This window comes from Gottfriedia sp. NPDC056225 (assembly GCF_042267765.1).
Lineage (GTDB): Bacteria > Bacillota > Bacilli > Bacillales > Bacillaceae_G > Gottfriedia.
The window spans coordinates 62,177-85,924 of the sequence record NZ_JBHJTJ010000004.1 but is presented as its reverse complement, the minus strand read 5'-3'; the positions used below and the strand labels follow the sequence as shown (position 1 = coordinate 85,924).

At 31.9% G+C, this 23,748-nt stretch carries 20 protein-coding genes and 1 other annotated feature; of the genes, 11 read left to right on the top strand and 9 right to left on the bottom strand.

Going from position 1 to position 23,748, the window contains the following annotated elements; translation table 11 throughout:
* Positions 1-559: 559 nt before the first annotated feature.
* The 3 genes from ACFCYN_RS05005 to ACFCYN_RS04995 all read right to left on the bottom strand — a co-directional run bounded on the left by ACFCYN_RS05005 (position 560) and on the right by ACFCYN_RS04995 (position 4,269).
* A complete protein-coding gene (locus tag ACFCYN_RS05005; RefSeq protein ID WP_375947941.1) occupies positions 560-2,599 on the bottom strand; it encodes an acyltransferase family protein in 2,040 nt (679 codons plus the stop codon).
* A 286-nt stretch (positions 2,600-2,885) separates the two neighbouring features.
* Entirely contained in the window at positions 2,886-3,758 is an 873-nt protein-coding gene (gene rsiV / locus ACFCYN_RS05000; RefSeq protein ID WP_375947939.1) for an anti-sigma-V factor RsiV, read from the bottom strand.
* 25 nt (positions 3,759-3,783) lie between these two features.
* A complete protein-coding gene (locus ACFCYN_RS04995; protein WP_098118045.1) occupies positions 3,784-4,269 on the bottom strand; it encodes an RNA polymerase sigma factor SigV in 486 nt (161 codons plus the stop codon).
* A 440-nt stretch (positions 4,270-4,709) separates the two neighbouring features.
* Between ACFCYN_RS04995 and ACFCYN_RS04990 the strand changes: the two genes are divergently transcribed.
* Together ACFCYN_RS04990 and ACFCYN_RS04985 are read left to right on the top strand one after the other, a co-directional pair.
* Positions 4,710-5,159: a ferritin-like domain-containing protein gene (locus ACFCYN_RS04990; RefSeq protein ID WP_172446867.1), complete on the top strand. Its 450-nt coding sequence runs from the start codon at positions 4,710-4,712 to the stop codon at positions 5,157-5,159.
* A gap of 132 nt (positions 5,160-5,291) precedes the next feature.
* The gene (locus ACFCYN_RS04985) at positions 5,292-5,864 is read left to right on the top strand and encodes a GNAT family N-acetyltransferase (RefSeq protein ID WP_375947936.1); all 573 of its coding nucleotides are present in this window, start codon (positions 5,292-5,294) and stop codon (positions 5,862-5,864) included.
* A 34-nt stretch (positions 5,865-5,898) separates the two neighbouring features.
* Here ACFCYN_RS04985 and ACFCYN_RS04980 read toward each other — a convergent pair whose 3' ends face one another.
* Positions 5,899-7,194, bottom strand: coding sequence for a polysaccharide deacetylase family protein (locus tag ACFCYN_RS04980; RefSeq protein ID WP_375947934.1), 1,296 nt, complete (start codon positions 7,192-7,194; stop codon positions 5,899-5,901).
* Positions 7,195-7,733: 539 nt separating this feature from the next.
* On the opposite strand from ACFCYN_RS04980, the gene ACFCYN_RS04975 reads away from it, so the two are divergent.
* The 5 genes from ACFCYN_RS04975 to ACFCYN_RS04955 all read left to right on the top strand — a co-directional run bounded on the left by ACFCYN_RS04975 (position 7,734) and on the right by ACFCYN_RS04955 (position 13,004).
* Positions 7,734-8,489, top strand: a complete 756-nt coding sequence (locus ACFCYN_RS04975; protein WP_172446870.1) for a DUF2087 domain-containing protein — start codon at positions 7,734-7,736, stop codon at positions 8,487-8,489.
* Positions 8,490-8,511: 22 nt separating this feature from the next.
* Positions 8,512-8,880: a GIY-YIG nuclease family protein gene (locus tag ACFCYN_RS04970; RefSeq protein ID WP_098118040.1), complete on the top strand. Its 369-nt coding sequence runs from the start codon at positions 8,512-8,514 to the stop codon at positions 8,878-8,880.
* Positions 8,881-8,939: 59 nt separating this feature from the next.
* Positions 8,940-10,268, top strand: a complete 1,329-nt coding sequence (locus ACFCYN_RS04965; RefSeq protein ID WP_375948020.1) for an MATE family efflux transporter — start codon at positions 8,940-8,942, stop codon at positions 10,266-10,268.
* A gap of 336 nt (positions 10,269-10,604) precedes the next feature.
* A complete protein-coding gene (locus tag ACFCYN_RS04960; RefSeq protein WP_375947932.1) occupies positions 10,605-11,936 on the top strand; it encodes a cytochrome ubiquinol oxidase subunit I in 1,332 nt (443 codons plus the stop codon).
* Positions 11,937-11,987: 51 nt separating this feature from the next.
* Entirely contained in the window at positions 11,988-13,004 is a 1,017-nt protein-coding gene (locus tag ACFCYN_RS04955; RefSeq protein ID WP_375947930.1) for a cytochrome d ubiquinol oxidase subunit II, read from the top strand.
* 333 nt (positions 13,005-13,337) lie between these two features.
* On the opposite strand, the gene ACFCYN_RS04950 is transcribed toward ACFCYN_RS04955, so the two are convergent.
* The 3 genes from ACFCYN_RS04950 to ACFCYN_RS04940 are packed head-to-tail and all read right to left on the bottom strand — an operon-like array spanning position 13,338 to position 15,438.
* Positions 13,338-13,991, bottom strand: coding sequence for an amino acid ABC transporter ATP-binding protein (locus ACFCYN_RS04950; protein WP_172446873.1), 654 nt, complete (start codon positions 13,989-13,991; stop codon positions 13,338-13,340).
* Between the two features lie 12 nt (positions 13,992-14,003).
* Positions 14,004-14,645: an amino acid ABC transporter permease gene (locus ACFCYN_RS04945; RefSeq protein ID WP_172446874.1), complete on the bottom strand. Its 642-nt coding sequence runs from the start codon at positions 14,643-14,645 to the stop codon at positions 14,004-14,006.
* Between the two features lie 16 nt (positions 14,646-14,661).
* Complete coding sequence (locus tag ACFCYN_RS04940) at positions 14,662-15,438, bottom strand: amino acid ABC transporter substrate-binding protein (RefSeq protein WP_216853976.1); 777 nt, start codon at positions 15,436-15,438, stop codon at positions 14,662-14,664.
* A 68-nt stretch (positions 15,439-15,506) separates the two neighbouring features.
* Positions 15,507-15,766 (bottom strand) — a binding site (T-box leader).
* A gap of 1,113 nt (positions 15,767-16,879) precedes the next feature.
* On the opposite strand from ACFCYN_RS04940, the gene ACFCYN_RS04935 reads away from it, so the two are divergent.
* From ACFCYN_RS04935 to ACFCYN_RS04925, 3 genes are all read left to right on the top strand, one after another.
* Positions 16,880-17,761: a radical SAM/SPASM domain-containing protein gene (locus tag ACFCYN_RS04935; RefSeq protein ID WP_375947926.1), complete on the top strand. Its 882-nt coding sequence runs from the start codon at positions 16,880-16,882 to the stop codon at positions 17,759-17,761.
* A gap of 133 nt (positions 17,762-17,894) precedes the next feature.
* Positions 17,895-18,509, top strand: coding sequence for an acetate uptake transporter (locus ACFCYN_RS04930; RefSeq protein WP_098118032.1), 615 nt, complete (start codon positions 17,895-17,897; stop codon positions 18,507-18,509).
* 323 nt (positions 18,510-18,832) lie between these two features.
* Positions 18,833-19,468 (top strand): FMN-dependent NADH-azoreductase, encoded by a 636-nt coding sequence (locus ACFCYN_RS04925; protein WP_172446875.1) that lies wholly within the window; start codon positions 18,833-18,835, stop codon positions 19,466-19,468.
* A gap of 272 nt (positions 19,469-19,740) precedes the next feature.
* On the opposite strand, the gene ACFCYN_RS04920 is transcribed toward ACFCYN_RS04925, so the two are convergent.
* Both ACFCYN_RS04920 and ACFCYN_RS04915 read right to left on the bottom strand, forming a co-directional pair.
* Positions 19,741-20,967 (bottom strand): sensor histidine kinase, encoded by a 1,227-nt coding sequence (locus ACFCYN_RS04920; RefSeq protein WP_172446877.1) that lies wholly within the window; start codon positions 20,965-20,967, stop codon positions 19,741-19,743.
* Positions 20,968-21,100: 133 nt separating this feature from the next.
* The gene (locus ACFCYN_RS04915) at positions 21,101-22,246 is read right to left on the bottom strand and encodes a metallophosphoesterase (RefSeq protein ID WP_375947923.1); all 1,146 of its coding nucleotides are present in this window, start codon (positions 22,244-22,246) and stop codon (positions 21,101-21,103) included.
* A gap of 229 nt (positions 22,247-22,475) precedes the next feature.
* Here ACFCYN_RS04915 and ACFCYN_RS04910 point away from each other — a divergent pair, with 229 nt between their 5' ends.
* Positions 22,476-23,741: an ATP-binding protein gene (locus tag ACFCYN_RS04910; RefSeq protein WP_375947921.1), complete on the top strand. Its 1,266-nt coding sequence runs from the start codon at positions 22,476-22,478 to the stop codon at positions 23,739-23,741.
* Positions 23,742-23,748 lie beyond the last annotated feature (7 nt).

Here is a 23,748-nt window from a genome sequence, read left to right as displayed (position 1 = left end):
TAATTTGACCACAAGGGGTGTACCTTGTGGTTTTATTACGTTTAGAAAGTTCTACTAGCTATGTTAAGATAAACTTGTTAATTAAAAAATGTTAATGTAATAAGGAGTGAACGGTTATTAATACGCTTTTGCGAGTATTAGGTATTGCCTTATTTATTATAAGCATACAAGGTTTGATAAGAGGCATTGTGCCTTGGTTTAGCAGTGGCAATTTTAATTTTATCTTACCTTTTGGATTAGAACAGTATGCTTTATTTTCATATATCATTATTTTGATTATTGGACTTGTTTTAATATCTAAAACCAAAAAATTTGATAATGAGTAAGTTGTTGGAAGCGAACATAATATGTCCTGTGTTGATTAAGTTGTTAACTTTATTCATAAAGCAGCTTTTTTGTGCGTAAATGCGTTAGTTTTGTTCATAAATGAGTGAGTTTTGTGCATAAACCACTAAATTTCGGTCATAAGGGCCATTCTGCACCAAAGAGTGACTGTGATTCGATAAAAAAACAAAAAGTAAACCACAAGGAACATGATGCCCTTGTGGTTTTACTCATCTTACTTCCACGATTCAATTGCATTTGTTACTAATGAGGCAAATACTGTTGCACCATTTGGTTTTAAATGAACGCCGTCTGGTGAAAAGTATGAGCTATGATTTGCGCTAGCACTATGCCAGTCTAGAACTCTAGTATTAGGATATCTATTTGAAACTTCTCTTAAAGTTTTATTAACGAAAGATTCCCAAGGTCTAGGTACTCGCGTGTTTACAAATAAAATTTTTCGATCTTTTCCAATTAAATCAATTAGAGAAGACATTTGTTTTCCAGTGAATGGACCATTTGTACCTAGTTCTATGACAACAATATTACCAAGCGAATTTGTGTTTTTAGCTTGTTGAATAATGCTAGTTGCTTCAGTAAATTGTCTACCAATTTTAGCGTTTACTGATAAAGAAGGATAGGTCTTTTTGAGCTGAGGAATCGAATTAATCACAATCGAGTCTCCAATAATAAAGATGTTTTTTTGATTATCCGTAACATCAGGTTTATTAGTGTTAGTTGGAGTTTGGCTAGTATTTACATTCGAATTCTGATCTTCATTCTTATTCTCATTTTTATCGGCATTCTTTTGTACATTCTGATCTGGTTCATTTTGATTGGTTATATTATTTGCAACGGGCTTTTCATCAGTTTTTGATGGATTTTCGTCGGTTTTTGATAGGTTATTGCTTTCGTTATGCTGAACTGGCTTAGTTGCTACTTTATCATGATCAACTACGTTAGTTGAAGGAGGATTTTTAACATCGTTTTGTACCGTTTCAGCTGATTGCTTTGATACGGATTGAACTGACTCTACCTCTGAGCTTGCTTTTACTCCTTGAGCGTCTGGAAGTACTGATAGCCCAAAGCTAGCAATTCCAGCTAATAAAACAAACGTGCTAATCATGACGATATGTTTGTAGAAAAATTCTTTTATATTAATATTTCCTGAGAGGAAGTTCTTTAAAAGTAATCTTAGTTTGCCTTTTCGAATCGGATCTTCAATGTAGCGATATGAAAGTGCTGCAAGAACAAATATTAAAGTAATTTGAATAAGTGCTCTAAAGATTGAAACATCACCTGCATTTACTTTAGGGGTAAATAATATAATTACGGGGTATTGCCATAAATATATACCGTATGAACGTAATCCAATCCATTTCAATGGTCTCATTGATAAGAATCTACCAATCTTACTTGTAGGGTGTGCAAGCGCCGCAATTAGCATAGCAGCAGAAATTGATAATAGGAACATTCCCCCACGATATAGGAAACTATCATATTGATTTGTTTTCCCCACCATAAGTAGAAAAATAAATAAACCTGTAATTCCAACTACATCAATTAAAATTTTTCCAGACTTTGTAACGTGATTTGTAAGCTTTCGACTCGGCCATACTAGTGCTAAAGCTGCACCTATTAGTAATGAAAAGGCTCTCGTATCAGTACCGTAATATACTCGACTCGGATCACTCCCTGGATGGAATAATATAGCCATTAATATTGCTGAAACAAGAGCGCCGATTAATGTAAATAAGAACAGTCGATCCTTATTTTTAATATATTTTAAACCTAATAGAGTAAGGATTGGCCAAATGATATAAAATTGTTCTTCAACTGCTAACGACCAAAAATGATTTAATAATGATGGGTTTGCATATGAATCAAAATACGAAAGATGATGAAAAATATACCACCAATTACTGTAGTAAAAGATTGCAGCTACCGAATCTTGTTTTAAATTTTCGATCATAGATGATTTAAACAATGAAACGAATGCTATGACAATAAGTAATAACGTAAACATCCCAGGTAAAAGTCTTTTGGCGCGACGGAACCAAAAACCTTTTAAGTCGATTCTATTATTAATACTCCATTCTGCAATTAATAGATCAGTAATTAAATAACCTGAAAGTACGAAGAAGACCGATACTCCTAAGAACCCTCCAGATGCCCAGGAGAAATTTAAGTGATATGCAATTACTGACAAAACCGCTAAAGCTCTAAGCCCATCTAATCCGCCCATGTAACGATATTGTTTGTTTGTATTAGACATAAGCGTTGCCTCTTCGTTTAAACACCTCATAAACGATTTCTCTCTCAAAAGAATGTTGAACGCTTGGAAAATCTAATTTTCTAACTTTCCGAACCAAAAAGTTCATTATAAACGACCCCTTCCCCTAATATAACTACTAATATTAGCCCTATCTTTATATATTTGGCTTATTATTTTATCTATTTCATTTCGCTTAAAAGAGAGCCAATTCTCAAAATGAGAGAGGCCCTTTTAAATTCATTTGTTTATATTGTTGCTTTATTAAGGATAATTTAAGGAAACCCTGCTATCTTATATAATGATTACCGACTAAATCTTTGGAAAGAATGTTAGTTGGAATAATGAATTCTACTATACCCATATAGCCAGGAGCTACTTCATATTTATCAAATGAGATAACTAATTTATGATCATTATTTATATAGAAATTTTGATTCTCTTTAATACTTGTAAAAGCATCAATTGAATAATCAAGATTTGCCTCAGGTATCCAGTATACCTTACTTTCGTCCTTTTTCATCTGCTCTTTCATCTGTTCTTTAATATTTTCACTAATTATTTTTACATATGATTGATCTTTAAAAAGGATTGGTAATGACAATAAGATTTCTTTTTTCTTATCAATCGTGTCAAACTTCATAGTTGTTGACGAAGAAGCAGCAGTATTGACAACATATCGTTCAATAGACAATATATCCTCATTGTCTGTTTTGACTTCATAACCACTGTCAATTCCTAAGTGCGCACCAGAATCCTTTTTGACTGATTCTGTTTCTTTCTTGAATTGTTCATAAAGCTTACGGTTTTCATCTAAGTATTTTTTGTTCAAGCTTTGCTCTAAATCTTTATTTTTTAAATTAGTAACAGCAGGAACCTTTAAATTCGCTTTATAGGTTGGTTCATTTACAGTAAATTCAGTAAAAGTTAGTACATTAATAACATTTCCAAGTATTGGAACATTTGATAAAGTCTTTGCGAATGATGAACTAGTGTTAATTGATAAAACAAATAGTGCTGCGGCAACAAATCCAGTAATCGATTTTAGAGGATATCTTTTTTGCATGGAGCGTTTAATTGCTTTTTTAACGATTATGTCCAAGTTATCAGGAATGGGGACATTCTTGTAGTCCGATCTTAATTTTTCTAATTTCTTATCCAACTAATTGGCCTCCTAAAAAATAAATTCATTTCATTTTAATCCGGAGTATTTCTAAAGCTTTATATAAACGAGTCTTTATTGTATTTGGACTTTCCTGTAAAATTTCTGCAACTTCTTCGATTTTAAGGTCTTCGAAATACCTTAGGACAATTACAGCACGGTATTTAGTTGGTAAAGATTCTAATGACCGTTCTAAATCAATATTGGTGTAATTATCATCTTGGCCTGGAGAATATAACTCAATCGTTTCTTCATCCACTACCATTATTTTTTTCTGTTTTCTTAAAAAATCTAATGCTGTATTTACTACAATTCTATAAAACCAACTTTTTAAAGATTGTTCATTTTTCAATTTATCTTTTGAGGAAATGGCTTTTTGAATAGAATCTTGTAATATATCCACCGCATCTTCTGAGTTTTTAACGTAGCTATATGCTAAACGATAAAAATCGTCTTTATTATTAATAATAAAATCAACAAGTTCCTTTTCTAAGTTTAACTTCCCCTTCATGTAAAGAGCTCCTTTTTTGAGATACGTATCTAAGAAGGTACACATATAAAAGACGTATACCTATTCGAAAAAGTTTTATAAAAAATAAAAAAAATATAAGTTAAATTTTTACTAAAAATAAATCATACCGAAAACGCGTATTTTCGTAAAAATGTACTATGAAAATTAGGAACAATGAAGTGTAGAGAAATGGGGAAGAAAAAGAAAAGTTTGTTCAAAAAAATAAAAAAGCAAGGATCCAATCCCTTGCACTTAGGTATTAATATTAATTCAATCTTAAATTCTTTACTCTGCTCCTTATTCTACCCTATTCCTTGTAATTGATTATTCCTTTAATCTTTTTTAAACCATTCGTTTTCCTAAATCCATACCATTATCTAGACACGCACCCAATACTTCGTTTACCCATAAAGTAATATGTGGTAAAGAGGAGGGGACATATGTATTCTTATCAAAATCCAAATAGTTATTACGATTACTATAGACAGTTAAACGCTGAACTAGAAAGAGACATTGAAAAAGCGATTAACTTAAAATATAATGCAATCAATTGCCTTGCACAATTAGGACAACAAGCACCAAATGATGCTACAAAAGTAGTGATTAATGAGATTCGTGAAGATGATGTTAGACATTATGAAGCGTTTCAACAAGTTTATCGAATATTAACTGGAAGAACAATTGAAGCCAAAATTACACAAGTATGTGGGAAAACCTTTAAACAAGGAATTGAGGCCTTATTTATTGGAGAACAATACGATAGTCGCTTTTATCTAAAAATTGCCGACAGTACAACGAATCAAACTGTTAAAAATGTCTTTAATCGAGCGGCTATTGAAGACGGCATTCATGGAAATTGGTTCTTATATTTCATGATAAAAACTAAATAAATACGTAAAAGAAGCATTACATAAAGTAGTGCTTTTTCTATTAGAAGTATTTCATTACATAATTAGATTAGAGATAATAGAATTGAAACAAGTTGTACTGATTTAAGTATTTCAATTGGAGGATAAATTAGAATGGAGAGCCTTAATTTCAAACCATTTCCAAAATTAATCACGGAACGATTAATTTTAAGACAAATGAACCAAGAGGATAAAAATGAAATATTTGCATTGCGATCAAATAAAGAAATGTCCAAGTATATTAGCCGACCGCTCGTAAAAGAGATAGATGAAGCACTGCAATACATTAATATGATTAATGAAGGAATAGAACGTAATGAATGGGTTCTTTGGGCAATTACACTTAAAGAAAGTGATCAATTGATTGGGACAATTTGTTTGTGGAATTTTGCAATCGAACAATCAAAGGGGGAAGTCGGATACGAACTTTCACCGGAGCTTCAAGGAAAAGGAATCATGCAGGAAGCAATTGAAACAGTGCTAGATTACGGATTCAAAGTATTAAATCTACAAACAATAGAAGGCGATGTTCAGTCGGGAAATCAAAAATCTATCCAATTACTAGAGAGAAATAAATTTAGTAATAAAGGTAAAATCGAGAGAGAGTCAACAAATGAGGAAAATAAATTTTCGTACATTTTTGAACTAACAAGGGAGAAGTTTTACACTGATGCAGGGAAGAAATGAATAAAAAAGTAGTCACTATAGCGTGACTACTTTTTTAATTTAAACTAACTATTTTTAAATTTTTTGATTTAAGATATTCAATAATTTGAGGTAAAGCATCTAAAGAAGGTTTGGATTCATGAAGTAAAATGATGCTACCAGACTCGGTGTAGCTTTTTACATAATGAATAATTGTATTTGTGTTGCGGTTTTTCCAGTCTTCAGTATCTTTATTCCATAAAACCATTTTAAATTGATGTTTTTGCATTAATTGAATAGTTGCTTCGTTTTTTGCTCCGTATGGAGGTCTAAAGAGAACTGTGTCTTGCTTCGTAATATTTTTGATTAGATTGTTCGTTTGAATTAAATCATTTTCTTGTTGTTTATAAGATAGTTTTACGAAGTCATAATGGTGCATAGAGTGGCTTCCGACTGAGTAGCCGTTTGAATATGCATATAGAACATTTTCAGGGAATCTTTGAACATTTTCCCCAATATAGAAAAACGTTCCCCCGACCTTGTATTTTTTTAATATATTAACAAATTCCTTTGAATATTTCGATGGACCATCATCAAATGTAAGTGCTACGCTGCCTTCTGGGATGCTATAACTTACTACGTTTTTTAACTCTGTAGTTGGGTAGATTGATAGGACGGGCTTCTTTACGGGTTCTTGTTTTGCATATCTAACGTCTGGTTCATTTATTTGAGAATTCGGTTGAGAGACATTTTTAATTGAAGTCTTCTTTGAATCTTGTTTTTGCTGCTCTATCTTGTTTTGTTTTTCATTAACTTTTATGTTTTGTGCCTTGGCAACACTTTCAGCTTTTGCTGGTTTTTTTCCACAAAAAAAGGATTTTGAGACACAAGTGTGACTCTTATAACCTATTAAAATAATAGAAAGAAGACTTATAGTCGCAACAGTAATCCACCCATAAAGCTTATACCGTTTCGAGTTATTCTTTTCGTTTTTTGAACTTGATCGAGTAATTGATAAATAAGGCAAATCGATTAGTATTCTAAGATCTTTCATATTTTTTATGGAATGGAGTTGGAGATGGTATTCCTCTGAACATGAAAAGTAGATTTTCTCGCTTTTATGATTACTAGTTTTAGTTACAAAACTAGTAAACTCACCTTTTTCCTCATACCAAGAACTATTTAACGAAAGATTATACTTCACATTCTCATCAAAATTAATTTTTGATTTCAAAAGATTAGCCGTTTTGTTGTCAATTTCCCAATGAAGCTCAATTTCTTGATTAAATAATAGTTTAATATGCAAATACGATCTATCGAATTTTTGTTCGACGGATAAAAGCTCAATAAGTTTTTCTTGGTAAATTGACATAACTTCCCCCTAACTTTTATAGAAATCACTTCCGATTACACGTGAACGATATATAGTCAAAGCCTGATTTGTTTATATATTTAATTTTACTGTTTTTTCTTAAAAAATATTAGTCTATTAAGAAAATAATAAGTAAAATAGTTCTTTTTAACATGCTGAAATATGACAAATATTAAATTATCTTTACAATTTAATTGTAAAGTACTGTAAAGAATTGTCAATTGTTGATTTTAAATTGGTTCTGGTGTCTTAAGTGAATATGTTTGTAAAGGGAACAAAGTACTATTTTGTAAGTTTTTTCAGGTAATAACTGGAAATGTTAAAAATAAATGCCATTTAATTATTATTTTTGAAAATAATTGAATGAATTTCATTTGCAGTGAATATTACAAAGATTTTTTGATCAATATATGAATTTTGGAATTAAATTTTAATGAAATTGACAATTTATAAACAATGACATATTATGTTTACTAATTAATAAACATTTTTATTATTTGTTTGTATATTAATAGACGATAAAAGGTTGTGTTTGCCAAATGGAAAATTTAGATGCTTTTTGGAATGCTGGAAATAAAGAATTAAAACAAGGGTATAGCGAAGAGAAGGATCATTATTCATGCCTCCTTTGTAGTGAAAAAATTGAGAAAGGAATTGTTTACCAAGATTCTGGTGTTTTATATGAAGCTGAAAAGTTTATGAAAATTCATATAGAACGTAATCATAATTCTGTTTTCGACTATTTAATTAAACTTGATAAAAAGTTGACAGGATTAACTGAACATCAAAACCATCTTCTAAGTCTTTTTTACCAAGGTAAGAGTGATGCAGATATTCAAAAAGAAACCGGAATTGGCAGTGCTTCAACAATTAGGAATCATCGCTTTGTTTTAAAAGAAAAAGAGCGACAAGCGAAATTATTCCTCGTATTGATGGAGCTTTTAAAGGAAAAGGATCAGCATGCTCCAAACTTTTTGCCACTTCATAAAACGGCGAAAATGGTTGATGATCGTTATAACATTACAGAAGACGAGAAGGAAAAAAGTTTAAAGAAATATTTTCCTGAAGGCGTGGATGGCCCATTAACAAAATTTCCATTAAAGGAAAAACAAAAACTCGTAGTTTTGAGAGAAATCGCTAAAAGATTTTCACCAAATCAGTCATATACAGAAAAAGAGATAAATGCAGTACTAACAGCTATTTACCATGACTATGTCATTTTAAGAAGATATTTAATTGAGTATGGATTTATTGATCGTAAGGCAGATGGAAGTAGTTATTGGCTAAAAGTTTAGTAAAAGAAAGGATTGTTATGAAATGAGTAGGAAAAAAGAATTAAAAATGCAGTATAAAGAAACGAAAGTGCAAGCAGGAATATACCAAATTAGGAATGTTAAAAATGAAAAAATATTTATTGTAAGTACTAAAAATTTAAAAACAATAAATGGAAAGAAATTTGAATTAGAGGCAGGGTCTTGTACAAATCAAGCTCTTCAACAAGAATGGAATGAATATGGTAAAGAATCATTTGTTTTTGAGGAATTAGAAGTTTTGAAAGAAGAAGATATTAGTCCATTAGGTATAAAGGGCGATTTAAAGAAGCTTGAGGAAAAATGGCTGGAAAAACTGCAACCGTTCGGTGAACGAGGTTATAACTCATTTAATGGCAAGGGTGATCAAGCTTGATTACATCAGAGATAAATCCCGATAGGCAAAAGGTAACAAAATTTACTTTATTACGTCCTATGATTCTGTTTTTAATTCCATTGCTTTTAAGTAATATTCTGCAGTCAATTGGCCAAGTTTTTAGCATGATTATAGTGGGGAATTGGCTAGGAGAAAATGCTCTAGCTGCAATTTCTGCGTTCTTTCCAATATTTTTCTTTTTGGTTTCTTTTATTATTGGAATTGGATCTGGTAGTTCAATTTTAATCGGTCAGGCATATGGAGCAAAGTTTGATGAGAGGTTAAAAGCCATTGTTGGAACAACTCTTACTTTTACTTTAATTCTTGCTGTCGCTTTAGCTATTATTGGTAATCTTTTTATTAAAGATTTACTTAAATTAATAGGGACACCTGAAAATATTCTTAATGTAAGTAGTCATTATGCGTCGATTTTATTTTGGTCAATACCAGTTTTATTTATCTATATGGTTTATACGACTCTCATGAGAGGTATAGGAGATTCGAAAACTCCATTTTACTTTCTGGTATTGAGTACGGTTTTAAATGTTGCCCTTTTACCGCCTTTAGTATTTGGATGGATTGGTATTCCGAGGTTAGGAATTTACGGAGCGGCGTATGCATCAGTTGTTTCAACGATTTTAACATGTATCATTCTAATTATTTACTTATATAAAACGAAGCATCCTCTTAGGATTGATTCATCAATTAGAAAATATTTACGAATGGATTTGGAACTATTAAAATTAATTTTAAAAATTGGTATACCGACTAGTATAAATATGGTTTTTCTTTCTATTTCAGAAATCGCCGTTATTACGTTTGTTAATCATTATGGATCAAATGCTACAGCTTCATATGGGGTAGTAAATCAATTATTAAGCTATGTTCAGATGCCGTCAATCTGTATTGGTATTGCAGTATCAATTTTTGCTGCCCAGTCAATTGGTTCGAATCAGTTTGAACGATTAAACCAAGTTATTAAAATTGGATTACTACTTAACTATGTGCTAGGGGGCATAGTCATTTTATTAACCTATCTTTTCTCGGAACCGATTTTAAATTTATTCTTAACAAATGCAAGTACAGTTCAAATTGCGAATAGTTTATTAATGATCACATTATGGGGATATTTAATCCTTGGCCATTCATTTATTTTGACGTCAACAATGCGAGCAAGCGGCGCAGTTCTCTGGCCAACTCTCATTAGTATTTTCGTAATATGGTGCATTGAAGTACCAGTAGCTTATCTATTGTCTCATTACACATATCTCGGAATGAAAGGAATTTGGGTAGGATATCCGGCAGCCTTTATAGTTGGCCTTTGTCTAAACTATTTTTACTACAAATTTTCTTGGAAAAAGAAACGCATTGTCCGATTAATAAATTAATATAAAGGGCTAACTGTAAGCACTATTAAGGAGTAAACCACGAGATATTTTCTTGTGGTTTTTTTCCCGTTTAGAAAGAGAAATCGACGTAGTTTCTAATTCAGGCATAAGTGAAACTATGCCCTATCTTCGCCAATTTTTCTTTCTTTATTTCCACCTTTCTTAATCCGTAACTTAACGTATACCTTTATTGCTAGAGGAACATACTTTTATAGATGCGAACGTGAAAAGTATATAGAGTGATAAATTTCACAAAATAGTAACATTAGTAAAAATTTGTTTAGAATAATTAATTCCAATGGACAATAAGATATTACAGTGTAGGGGGGATAGCAGATGGAGTTGGATAATGTCACACTCAGTAGATTACTAACAAGTATGACACTAGTATTTCACATTATTTTTGCAACGATTGGTGTTGGGATCCCATTAATGATTGCGATTGCTGAGGGTTTAGGGATAGTAAAAAAAGACCCACATTATTCGTTGATGGCAAGGAGATGGGCTAGAGGCTACACCATTACTGTTGCAGTTGGAGTAGTTACCGGAACGTGTATCGGTCTACAACTATCTTTATTATGGCCGAGCTTTATGAGAATTGCAGGTCAGGCTATTAGTTTTCCGTTATTTATGGAAACATTTGCTTTCTTTTTTGAAGCAATCTTTCTTGGAATATATTTATATACATGGGATCGTTTTAAAAAGCCTATTTATCATTGGTTAATTATTTTACCAGTAATATTAGGATCGACCTTGTCAGCATTTTTTATCACTACCGTAAATGCATTTATGAATACGCCACAAGGTTTTACCTTGGAAAATGGAGCCATTAAAACGGTCGATCCAATTGCCGCGATGTTTAATCCAGCGGCACCATCAAAAACATTGCATGTAATCGTTACTGCATATGTTGCATCTGCTCTCATATTGACTTCGATTGCTGCAATTCAATTATTAAGAGGAATGAATACAGAATATACACGAAAAGGTCTACGATTAGCGGCTACATTAGGATTAATATTCGCCATTTTAACTGGAATAACAGGGGATGTCTCAGCAAAATTTCTTGCTAAATACCAACCGGAAAAGTTAGCCGCAATCGAATGGCACTTTGAAACACAGAAAGGGGCTGACTTTGTCTTATTCGGAACACTAGACGATCAGACCCATGAAGTAAAATATGAAATTCGCATTCCTAAATTATTAAGCTTTTTATCTTTTTCAGATTTCAATGCGCCAGTAATCGGTTTAAATGAATTTCCAAAAGATGAGACCCCACCTTTATACATACATTATTTATTTGATATTAAGATGACCTTTGTTGGCTTAATTATATCGATGACCTTTATTTTTGTTGTATTTTCAATTAAAAAGAAAAATTGGATGCACAATAAATGGCTATTACGTGGACTAGCAATGACCGGACCAGTAGCGATGATTAATATCGAACTAGGATGGATGATTGCTGAAGTTGGCCGTCAGCCATGGATATTAAGAGGATATATGAAGGTTTCAGAAGGGGCCACAACAGCCAAAGGACTAGGCGGAATGTTTTGGTTATTTTTTGTATTGTATGTATTTTTAGGAGTGTTTTGTACAATCGTAATTCGAAAAATGTTCATTCATAATCCACCCGAAGATGAACTTCAATATCGTTTAAAAAAATAGGCTTTGTTTATTAAGAGTGAACAGAGCTGATGAATAGGAGGGTGAGCTTCTTTGAATATTGAGTTATTAGGAATAATCGTTTTATGGACATTCCTATATGGATATATCATCATTGCATCAATTGACTTCGGTGCGGGATTCTTTGCTTATTACGGAAAGGTTACGAAGAAGGATCATTTAATAAATAATTTAATTAGTAGATATTTATCACCAGTATGGGAAATTACCAACGTATTTTTTGTATTTTTCTTTGTAGGGATTATTGGATTCTTTCCAAGTGTTGCATTCTACTATGGTACAGCTTTATTAATCCCAGGTAGTATATCACTAGTACTGTTAGCAATTAGAGGATCATTCTACGCATTTTCAAACTACGGTTCAAAGCAAAATAAAGTATATTTATTCCTATACGGAGCGACTGGCTTGTTAATACCTGCATCACTTTGTACAGTTCTAACAATCTCTGGTGGAGGATATATTTTTGAAAAAAACGGGGTCGTTCAATTTTTAGCTAAAAATTTATTAACAAGTATCTATTCATGGAGTGTTGTAATCATTGCAATCATTTCAGTTTTATATATTAGCGCAACATTTTTGACATATTACGCTAGTAAAGCAAAGGATGACAGTGCCCTAGCAATTTTACGACAATACGCCCTATTTTGGACCGTTCCAACAATCCTATCAAGCTTCCTTGTATTTGTAGGATTACGAGATAACAATCCTAGATTTTATCAAAATATCATTAACCATTATTGGTGGATGTTTTTACTATCACTAATTTGCTTTCTGATTGCATCAACTTTAATTTTAATAAAACGAAACTACGGAACAGCTTTTATCTTTGTTATGCTCCAATTCTTCTTCGCATTTTTCGGTTATGGAGCAGCTCACTTGCCATATATTTTAGACCCATATATAACAATCTATAATGGCTACACAAATCAAACGTCCGGAACAATGCTAGTAACCGTATTTTTATTAGGCTTACTCCTACTAGTACCATCATTGCTATTCTTATTTAAATTATTTTTATTTGATGCCGAATATATTCAAGGTAAAAAATAGAGCGGAGGAGATGACATGCACTCTTCAAATAAACATGAAAAACGTTTAGTTATTTTATGCTTTATCGTCGCTTTAATAATGGGGTTATCCTTTATTAGTAAGTTTTTTCATTGATTTGTGGGGAGGCTAGCAATATTGTGGCCTCTTTTTTTATGGTGGCGCAAATAAAGAAGTAGAACTGCAAATAAAAAAGGTGAATCCGCAAATAAGAAGCTAAATTCACCTAAAATGAAGTCGATTTTACCTAGATTTACAATTTTAGTACATTGAATATAAGAAAATAGTGTAAATCTAAGTAAAAACATTCAAAGTATCATCTAGTAGCCACCTTAATTAGGCACTTTCTAAAACCTTACCTTCCTTTACAAGAAGAGTGCGAGTCGAGACATTCTTTGCAAATTCCATATCATGAGTAATGACTAGTATACTCATTCCGTTTTTTGCTAAATTTTTCATAATTTCAGCAATGCCGTTCGTTAGTTCAGGATCTAAAGCTGAAGTAGGTTCATCGAAGCAAAGAATTTTTGGTTGCAGTGCACATGCTCTAGCAATGGCTACACGTTGTTGTTGACCACCTGATAGCTCGTTAGGGTACGAATTTGCTTTTTCGCTTAAACCAACTTGTTCTAATAAATTCATAGCACTTTTTGAAGCTTCTTCTTTATTCAATCCTAATGCAAGCATTGGCGCTTCAATAATGTTTTCAATTACTGTTTTGTGAGGGAATAAATTATAGTTTTGAAAAACGAGACCGATGTTTTTTCGTACTTTTAAAAGATCCTTTTTAGATTTAATGATCTGACCATCTATTTCAATTGATCCACCATCGAAACTTTCCAAGCCATTAATGCAACGTAGAATAGTTGTTTTTCCGGCTCCAGATTGTCCTAAAAGGGTAACAATTTCTCCTTTATTGACTACAAAAGAGACTTCATTTAATACTGTTTGTTTATTAAACTGTTTTGTTAAGTTATTTACTTTTAACATATAAGTCTCTCCTTATTTATAATATGAATATCGATTTTCTAAACTTTTAAATAATGTAGTTAATACTGCTGTTAATAGTAGATAGATGATACCAACGAAAACAAGAGGGAGTAGCGACGCACTAGTATTAGAAGCGATTTTTGCTACTCGAAGCATATCGTCAAGTCCAACTACATATACAAGAGCCGAATCTTTAATTAGCGTAATTACCTCGTTCGAAACAGGAGGTAGTACTTTTTTTGTCATTTGAGGTAGAATAATTCGTTTAAATGTTTGACTGCGACTTAAGCCTAGAACCTCAGCTGCTTCATATTGCCCTTTATCAACCGATTGAATGCCGGCTCTGAAAATTTCACCAAAATATGCGGCGTAATTTAATGTAAATGCGATAATAACTGTTGTAAAGCGGTCAAATACAATTCCTATTAATGGTAAACCAAAAAAAATAAAGATTATTTGTAAAAGTAGAGGTGTGCCACGCATTAAAAGTATATAAGAACTTACTATTGATTTAATTGCTGTTATATTAGAAAGTCTTCCAAGTGCTATAACGATTCCAAGTGGGATTGATAACGCCAGAGTAATTAAGAAAACCTCTAGCGTTACTGTTAATCCATCAAGCATGGAAGGTAATAAAGATGTAATTTGTTCCATGATTATAATCTCCTTTTTATTTCAATGTACCGAACCATTTTTTATAAATTTTGTCGTAAGTGCCATCTTTTTTCATAGCATCAATTTCTTTGTTAATTTTTTTAAGTAAAGCATCATCGTCTTTTCTAACGCCTATTCCATATTCTTCTTCACCAAAGTTATCGTTTAAAATTTTGTATTTGTCTTGGCCTCTTTTATTCATATAGTAACGAGCTAATGTTTCATCTGCGACAACTACATCAACACGTTTAGATTCTAAGTCCATTAAAGCCTGGTTGTTATTTTCGTATAATACTGGTTTGCTACCATTGAAAGATTTTACTAATTTTTCATCTTTATTAACTGCATCTAAAGAACTTGATCCTTCTTGAATACCAACATTTTTACCTTTTAAATCTGCTTTTGTTTTTATTTTTGAATTTGCAAGTGTGATAATAACTTGTCTATTTTTTAAATAAGGACTTGAGAAATCAACTTTTTTCTCACGCTCCGGTGTAATTGAATAACCATTCCAAATTGCGTCGATATTACCAGACTTTAATTCAGTCTCTTTCATTGACCAATCAATTGGTTGGAAAGTTACTGTCATCTTTTCACGTTTAAACACTTCATTTGCTAAATCGATATCAAAACCAACGACCTTTCCTTTATCATCTTTAAAACCCATTGGAACAAAAGTATCGTCTAAACCAACAACTACTTCGTTCGCATTTCGTTTCTCTTTTCCACAACCCGTTACAACTAATATTGAAATCATACACATGATAATTGCTGACATTAATTTTTTATTCATTTTTACTCTCTCCCTTAAAAATATTCTTGAAAAACAAAAAACTCCCGACCTCTAGCTATATAGAATAGCTAGAGGACGGGAGTAATACTCACGTGGTTCCACCTCTATTTATTGATACCTCACGATACCAACCTCTTCAAGTGCAGCAATTAAGCTATACTCTAGCACGATAACGGGTGCAGGGAATCCGGAAACAGTCTACTACCAAAAAGGGTTCGGTGCTCAGCTCAGAGATGTGTTCAAAATATTGTCTTACGCCCCTCGCACCAACCGGGAACTCTCTGTTTAAGAACTTAATATTTTTACTATTTCTCATCATGGCTTTTAAATTAAATTATTAATTATATTTGAAACTGCATTTTTTTAAAATCAAACTAGTTTGTTTTGCGATGAACAAATAATATTACAGATTACAAACAACTGTCAACAAATTTTATTTGAAAAAACATAGATTTTGTCAAAATTCAGGTAGGAAATTTCTCGGGAAATATGGAAAAATGTCGATAAAACTGATTGGAATTGTAAAATATTATCAATTCAAAGAAACAACATATACTTCATAAATTTGGATTAAAAAATATGATAAATTAAAAGTAAGAATGAGAAGAACAACGCTCGTTCTAGGCAGTCGAGTTGGTTTTATGTAGTTTTTCAAAGAAGTAGCCCATGCTGAGCAAAACTACAAAAAGAACGAGTTCTGTAACACTCGTTCTTGGCAAATGAATTAGCCAAGATGGTTTTATCTAAGTATTTCAAAGAAGTAGCCCATGTGAGCCAAAAGCATAGGGGCTATTTCTTTTTTGTTGCACTAATTATACAAACAATTAATTCGATCAATGCAACGACAAAGGTCATTGCGATAAGAATAATTTAACAAAAAATTCAAGCTATCAAAGTATATCAAATGAATCATATGCTATAATAAATATATATTAAGAAAAGAACGAGTGCGACAACACTCGTTCTAGGCAACTAAATAAGCCGAAATGGTTTTATCAGAGAATTTTACTAAAGAAGTAGTCCATGCGGTGGAAAGCATAGGGGCTATTTCTTTTTTGTTGAGTTAATTATACTAACTACTAATTGAATCAATACAACGACAAATGTCATTGCGATGAAGATCAGTGTAAGTATTTCGAGTGTTTCCAATGGCATCACCTCATTTCTACAAAAAAATTGTAGAAAAGAAGATAAAACCATTCCCCTATGCTATTCAATTGCCTAATTAAATTATTATAAAATAATTATATGTAAACTGCGGTTTTAGTCATTACATTAAAACAATTTCATGAAGTTTTAGAATGATTACAATTTTGTTCGGTTGGTAAAAATTGAACAGAGTGTAGAAATATTAATATCTTGAAAATTATTGTATGATAGATTTATTCGAGTTTTTAGAGCGAAATATGTGAATATAGATCATTTAAAGTAGGAGAGTAGAATGAGAAAATTTAAGAAAGTTTATATAGAAATTACAAATATTTGTAATTTGAAGTGTAATTTTTGTCCGAGCCCAACGCTAGAGAGGCCGTTGAAGTTTTTGGATGAGAAGGCATTTGCTCATGTTGTAAATTCGGTAAAACCTTATACGGATCATATTTATTTTCATTTGATGGGTGAGCCATTTTTAAATACAAAGCTTGGTAGATTTTTGGACATTAGTCATGAGAATGGTTTGAAGGTTAATATTACAACGAATGGTACGTTAATAAATAAAGTAAAGGATTTGTTAATTGAATCTAAAGGTTTAAGACAAATCAATTTTTCACTTCACAGTTTTGAAGCGAATGATTTAACGAAGGATTTGCATGATTACGTTGAAAATATTACGAATTTCATAAATGAAGCGAATGAAAAAAGCGATATGATTTGTGCGATTAGGCTTTGGAATATGGATAGTGCAGAGTTACAAGCAAGTAACTCGTTAAATATTGATATATTAAGATTACTTGAGGAAAAACTAAATTTAGATTTTTCTTTAAGTGAAAGGCTGCAAGAAACGCATAATATTAAACTGCGCGATAAAATTTATTTAAATATGGCAGAAAAGTTTCAATGGCCAGACATGGGAAATGACATTATCGATGAGGAAGTATTCTGCTATGGTTTAAGGGATCAAATCGGAGTACTAGTTGATGGTACTGTTGTACCGTGTTGTTTAGATAGTGAAGGTAAAATTCCTTTAGGGAACTTATATGAGACATCATTAGAAGATATTTTAAATTCTGAACGTGCTAGAGCGATTTATGATGGATTCTCAAGACGATGTGCAGTGGAAGAATTATGCAAAAGATGTGGGTATGCAAAACGACATAAAAAGTAATTTTTGGTAAAAAGCGCTTTCTTTTTAAAAGAAAGTGCTTTCTTTTTTTAAAGCGAAAAAAAGCTATATGAATCCTCAAAATTATATAGTAGTATAGTTTAGTCTGTTTAAAAGTTTAGGAGGATTTACATCAATGAAAGACGTACAACAAATTAAAATTACTACTGCGGATCCATCTGCAATTGGTTTATTCGGCTTAGCGATGGTAACGCTTGTTGCCTCAACACAAAAGTTAGGAATTACTGACGGTGTTTCATTAATTTTACCTTGGGCTATATTTTTAGGTGCAATTGCTCAATTATTTGCGAGTATCCAGGATTTCAAACATAATAATGTTTTTGGTGCAACTGCATTTGCCGGTTATGCTTTCTTCTGGTTAGCTGTTGGTACTACTTGGTTAATTCAATTAGGTGTGTTTGGGGAAGCATTAATGAAAGCAGCAGATGTAAAACAACTTGGTTTTGCTTTTGTAGGATATTTAATCTTTTCAATCTTTATGACAATCGGAGCAATGGAAACACATAAAGTTTTATTTATTATTTTTGTATTAATTGATTGTCTATTTATCGGTTTATCACTTAGCACTCTTGGATTTATGGAAGAAGCTACACATACATTTGCAGCATATAGTGAATTAGGAATTGCAATTATGTCATTTTACGGATCAGCTGCAGCTGTTTTAAATAGTCACTTTGGAAGAGAATTTTTACCAGTAGGGAAACCATTTGGTATTTTTAAAGCAAAATAATGATTATAATGTGAACCTTTACTATTAGAGTAAAGGTTTTTTTTGTTGTTAATGTGTTCAGATGAAGAAGTGTGACCCATCACCTGTGCAATAAAAAACATTTTATCAACAAACTTTACCGTTTTATCAACAAACTTCACCCCGATATCAACAAAAAACACTATTTTATCAACAAACTTCACGACTATATCAACAAACTTCACTAAGCGTTCCTATCTTTCCACATAAATAAAAGGTTTTTTTATAAATATTTGTATTGTTTGGTTAGAAATGACAGATGATAATTGAAGGCTTTTAAATTGAAATGAAAGGTGGAAATACGTTTGACAACACTATTGTATATCACAGCGCATCCTCACGATAAGTCTACTTCATATAGTATGGCAGTCGGTGATGCGTTTATTGAGAGCTATAAAGAGGCGCATCCTAATGACCAGGTTGTACATATTGACCTTTATAAGGAAACGATTCCTCATATTGATGCTGAAGTTTTTTCAGGGTGGGGGAAACTTCAAACTGGAGGGGCATTTGACACACTATCTTCAGGTGAGCAATCAAAAGTTGGTAGATTAAATGAGCTTGTAACTCAATTTGCTGAAGCTGATAAATATGTTTTCGTAACACCGTTATGGAACTTTTTATTTCCTCCAATTATGAAAAACTATATTGATGCGATTTGTGTTGCTGGTAAAACGTTTAAGTATACTGCAAATGGACCACAAGGATTATTAGGTGATAAAAAAGCTTTACATATTCAGGCGCGCGGCGGTGTTTATTCGGAGGGGCCAGCAGCAGGTCTTGAAATGGGACATCGCTATATTGGCACAATCATGAGCTTCTTAGGTGTACAAGATTTTAATGGTATCTTTGTAGAAGGTCAAAATCAGTTCGCAGATCGTGCTCAAGAAATTAAAGAACAAGCAATCCAAAAAGCTAAGGAAGCTGCGAAGGATTTTTAAAATATTCTCAACAGAAAACTCACTTTGATGTGAGTTTTTTTGTGGTAATACAAGAAAAATGAACACTAATTAAAGTTGTGAACTTTGTGCGTAAATTGCCAAGATATGTGCATAAAGCAGTGTTTTTTGTGCGTAAATTGACGGGATTTGTTCATAGGGTACTGACTTTTGTGCATAAGAGTGATTTTGGCGGCTCTAAAAAGCTCACTTCTTTGCGTTGAACAGCATTTATAGCGTATTCAAAAATAAAAAAACCACAAATTTGTGGTTTTTTATTCATCTTCCTTCTTCCATATCGGTAAATAAATCCGAAATGTTGTTCCTACATTTTCTTTACTGCTTATTTTAATTTTGCCTTTGAATTTTTCAATTATATTAAAGCAGACGGTTAAGCCGATGCCTGTACCTCTTTCTTTTAGTGAATAGAAAGGGGTGCCAAGTTTTTCGATTGTTTCTTGAGACATACCAATTCCTGTATCTATGATTTCAATAAGAGCAAATTCATTTTCTTGCAAAAGGTTGATCGTAATATAACCGGCACAATGCATTGATTCGATTGCGTTTTTCATCATGTTAACGAGAACTTGTTTAAATTCAATTGGATTAATTTTTGTGTAAAGCATTTCGTTTAAATTTAATTGAAAGCCAATGCTTTGACTATTTGCCATTGAGGCTAATAAGTCAGTTACGTTTAGAATTTCTTTGTTTACTTCAGTGACTAGAATTGTGTCTGTTTGGGGTTTTGCTAGTGATAAATAATCGTTAATTATTATTTGGGCGTACTCTAATTCTTTCAACATTGTATCGACATAGTATTTTTCGTCTGGTAGGATTGTTTTTGATTTTTGAAAAAGTTGTGCAAATCCTTTTACGACGGTAATTGGGTTGCGAATTTCGTGTGCAATTGTTGCAGCTAGTTGGCCGATTGAATTTAATTGTTTTGCTTGCTGTATTTCTTTATAGTTTGCTTCTAAGGCGATGACTTTTGTTTCTGTTTGTAAAAATACAAATAAGAGTATTAATTGAATGGAAAGGAATTCTAGTATATTACCAACAGGGTCTAATGCTATATATGAATATTGTTCTTTGAGTTCAGTAAATGAGATTAATAATACAAAAGTAGGTCCAACTAATATGTTTAAGATCCAACCTATGTAAAATGCTATTCGGTTATATAAAAAGATTGTAAAGATAGGGATAATGGCTACAAAACTATACATTGTTGATGTGTCTGGGTATGTCCAAAATTTAATATAAACATATAGTGAAGCAATAGTCGTAAATAATACTTTGGAAAATGTGTTATCTTTTTTAACGAAATAAAATAGTGCAAAAATGACTACGAACATTAAGAATACTTGGGTAAGAAGTTCGATTGGATGGTCCTTAAAAGTTAAAGGAGAAAGTGTAATACCTACTAGTAATAAAGAAGTAAGTGAAGCCATGAAATAAATATAAATTCGTCGGCTTCTATTATTGTAGTACTCCGTATTTTTCATGTTTCAATCTCCATTCTAAAAAAAGAAACTTACAATAATATTTTACACTTTTCTGAAAATTATTTATACATAAATTGTGATAAAAAAAGAGACCATCGTAAAAACCCTGTGGTCTCTAAATCATTTTGTTAAATTAATTAGTAAAAGAAACAGTAATCGTAACAATTTCTGAAGGGTTACCTGTTCTTATTGGTGGCCCCCAAGTTCCAAATCCAGAAGAAACGACAAAGTGTGATTGTTCTTTTTGTAAATATCCCCAATCCACTTCATAAAGTCTGCGCGTAATTAAGTGATTTGGCTTAAACTGGCCGCGATGTGTGTGACCTGAAACTTGTAAATCGACACCCAATTGAGTTGGGGCTTCTAGGTGATAGGGCTGGTGATCAAGTAAAATGATTGGCTTAGTATGATCAATTCCTTCGAGTAATTCGTTTAATTCTAAACGCTTTTTACTTGCGAGGTCTTTACGACCGACGATATAAAAGTTATTTTCAACAAGCTCTTTCTCATCCAATAAAATATGAATGCCAGCATCCTTTAAATGCTCAACTAGTAAATCTAAATGCCCGCCATAATAATCATGATTTCCAGGTACAGCATATGTTCCAATTCTCGGTTTTAATTTTTTTAAAGTTTCGATCATGTTTTCTTCAACAAAAGGAGTTATATCCTCATCGATAATGTCTCCAGCAATTAAAACTAAATCAGGTGAAATTTTATTAATTTTATCAACAAGAAACTCTAGTCTTTTATTCGTGACAAGTGTACTTAAATGTAAATCTGAGACTAATACAATTGATAACTGTTTATATTTATCATTAGATTTATCAACATTTATATCATAATGAACAATTTCTGTGTTGACAGCGTTTCTTCTTCCGATAGTAATCAAAAAAATGATACTTATAACTACAATCGTTCCAAGGATTAAAGTTATCACATTCGTTTTTAAAGGAGTTAGGGCTCTTAAAATTACGCCAACTAAATCTGCTGCGATAATCAAAAAGATTAAATAATAAAAAATGGCTAACCAATACGCGCCAATTTTATGTAACGGTTTAAAGAATGAATTAGGGATTTTTCTTTTAAGAACTCTTGATAGGATATAAGCAAAAGTAAATATCCCAAATACAATCCAATAAATTAATTTTATCGTTGGATTCGTCCATTTACTAAATAAAGTATTGATATAGATCCATCCGTTAATGCCTATGAAAAAATTAATTATTAAAAAGAAAATCAAAACGAAAGTAATATTTAATAAGATTCTTTTATTCATAATAATCCCTTTCATGTATTAGTGAAGTACTTCTAGTATAAATGTTTAAACTTATAAACGCATCTATTTCGATCGATTATAACGTGAATTTAATGTGAAAATATTAATCGACAGAAATTGAAAAAAGATGGGAATTGGTAGGACAAAATAAAGGATTTTTGGAAGTTTTGTCGTATTATTTTAATGTTAAACTCATTTTTGTAAATTTGAATTTAGTGAGGATGAAAACGTGTTAATCGAAAAACTTTTACTGCATGTTTTAATCATATTAAGTCCGATATTAATCTACAGTATTATTTATGAAAGACATGGCTATAAGGATAAAATTTATCTATTTGGCATGTTCCAAGCTGTAGCAGGCTTTTTTTGTATGGCCTTTCCGTATCCAGCATATGGATTATTTTGGGACTTAAGATATATCCCTTTAACGCTTGCTTTTCTTTATTGCGGTTATCGCTGGGGTATTGTAACTTTTTTAGCGATTTTATTAGGTAGATTTATTTTAGGCGGAGACGCAATCATATTTGGTGTGATTAGTATTACCCTATCCTCACTAGGGGCATTGATTTTATTTAAATGGTTTTGGAGATTTAAGCCTAAACAAAGAATAATTGCAACAGCTTTAATTAGTTTATGGCCTGCTGTAGTTCAACTAGGGATATTATTTACTTATTTAATTGTAAATAATATTAGTTTTAAAAGCGATTACAGACTTTTCGGTTTAGTTCTCATTTTTATTGTGATCGAGTTAATCGCCATTACTTTAGGAGCAAAACTAATTGAGACGTTAATTGAGAATAAAATATTACACAAAGAAATCCAAAGGGCAGAAAAGCTTAATACTTTAAGTGAAATGGCAGCTTCTATTGCACATGAAGTACGAAATCCACTTACGGTTGTTAAAGGTTTTCTGCAATTAATGCAAGAGAGTAAAGATAACCAGTCGATGGAATATTTACCTTTAGTATTGAGCGAATTAGGTAGAGCGGAAGGGATTATTAATGATTATTTAAACTTTGCCAAGCCGCAATTTGATAAAGTAGAAACGTTCAATTTAAAACAATGTGTTACAGATGTAGTCACCTTATTAGTACCTTTAGCATTAAAGCAAAATGTTAAGTTAAAGGGCGATATCGAGGCAGAAACATTCATCAATACAGATAAAAATCAATTTAAACAAGCTTTAATAAACTTAATCAAAAACGCGATTGAGGCAACTAGCTCCGGTGGATATGTACATACAAAACTATGCGAAGAAAAAGATAAAACTGTCATCACGATCAGAGATAATGGAAAAGGTATGACAAAAGAACAACTTTCACGCATTGGTACACTCTTCTATTCAACGAAAGAAAAGGGAACTGGAGTAGGAACAACGGTTTCTGTCCGTATCATTGAAGCAATGCATGGAACAATCTCATTCGAGAGTAGCGTTGATGAGGGCACGAAAGTAACAATTAAGCTACCAAAAGTTGAAAATAAAGTGAATGATTAATAGCTAG

Bases quoted from the DNA above. Each gene is read 5' to 3' on its own strand.
- ACFCYN_RS04985 (WP_375947936.1), top strand. From the start codon at position 5,292: ATGGAGAGCCTTAATTTCAAACCATTTCCAAAATTAATCACGGAACGA.
- ACFCYN_RS04995 (WP_098118045.1), bottom strand. From the start codon at position 4,269: ATGAAGGGGAAGTTAAACTTAGAAAAGGAACTTGTTGATTTTATTATT.
- ACFCYN_RS04920 (WP_172446877.1), bottom strand. From the start codon at position 20,967: ATGAAAAATACGGAGTACTACAATAATAGAAGCCGACGAATTTATATT.
- ACFCYN_RS05005 (WP_375947941.1), bottom strand. From the start codon at position 2,599: ATGTCTAATACAAACAAACAATATCGTTACATGGGCGGATTAGATGGG.
- ACFCYN_RS04930 (WP_098118032.1), top strand. From the start codon at position 17,895: ATGAAAGACGTACAACAAATTAAAATTACTACTGCGGATCCATCTGCA.
- ACFCYN_RS04935 (WP_375947926.1), top strand. From the start codon at position 16,880: ATGAGAAAATTTAAGAAAGTTTATATAGAAATTACAAATATTTGTAAT.
- ACFCYN_RS04960 (WP_375947932.1), top strand. From the start codon at position 10,605: ATGGAGTTGGATAATGTCACACTCAGTAGATTACTAACAAGTATGACA.
- ACFCYN_RS04980 (WP_375947934.1), bottom strand. From the start codon at position 7,194: ATGTCAATTTACCAAGAAAAACTTATTGAGCTTTTATCCGTCGAACAA.
- ACFCYN_RS04950 (WP_172446873.1), bottom strand. From the start codon at position 13,991: ATGTTAAAAGTAAATAACTTAACAAAACAGTTTAATAAACAAACAGTA.
- ACFCYN_RS04990 (WP_172446867.1), top strand. From the start codon at position 4,710: ATGTATTCTTATCAAAATCCAAATAGTTATTACGATTACTATAGACAG.
- ACFCYN_RS04970 (WP_098118040.1), top strand. From the start codon at position 8,512: ATGAGTAGGAAAAAAGAATTAAAAATGCAGTATAAAGAAACGAAAGTG.
- ACFCYN_RS04975 (WP_172446870.1), top strand. From the start codon at position 7,734: ATGGAAAATTTAGATGCTTTTTGGAATGCTGGAAATAAAGAATTAAAA.
- ACFCYN_RS04915 (WP_375947923.1), bottom strand. From the start codon at position 22,246: ATGAATAAAAGAATCTTATTAAATATTACTTTCGTTTTGATTTTCTTT.
- ACFCYN_RS04965 (WP_375948020.1), top strand. From the start codon at position 8,940: ATGATTCTGTTTTTAATTCCATTGCTTTTAAGTAATATTCTGCAGTCA.
- ACFCYN_RS04940 (WP_216853976.1), bottom strand. From the start codon at position 15,438: ATGAATAAAAAATTAATGTCAGCAATTATCATGTGTATGATTTCAATA.
- ACFCYN_RS04945 (WP_172446874.1), bottom strand. From the start codon at position 14,645: ATGGAACAAATTACATCTTTATTACCTTCCATGCTTGATGGATTAACA.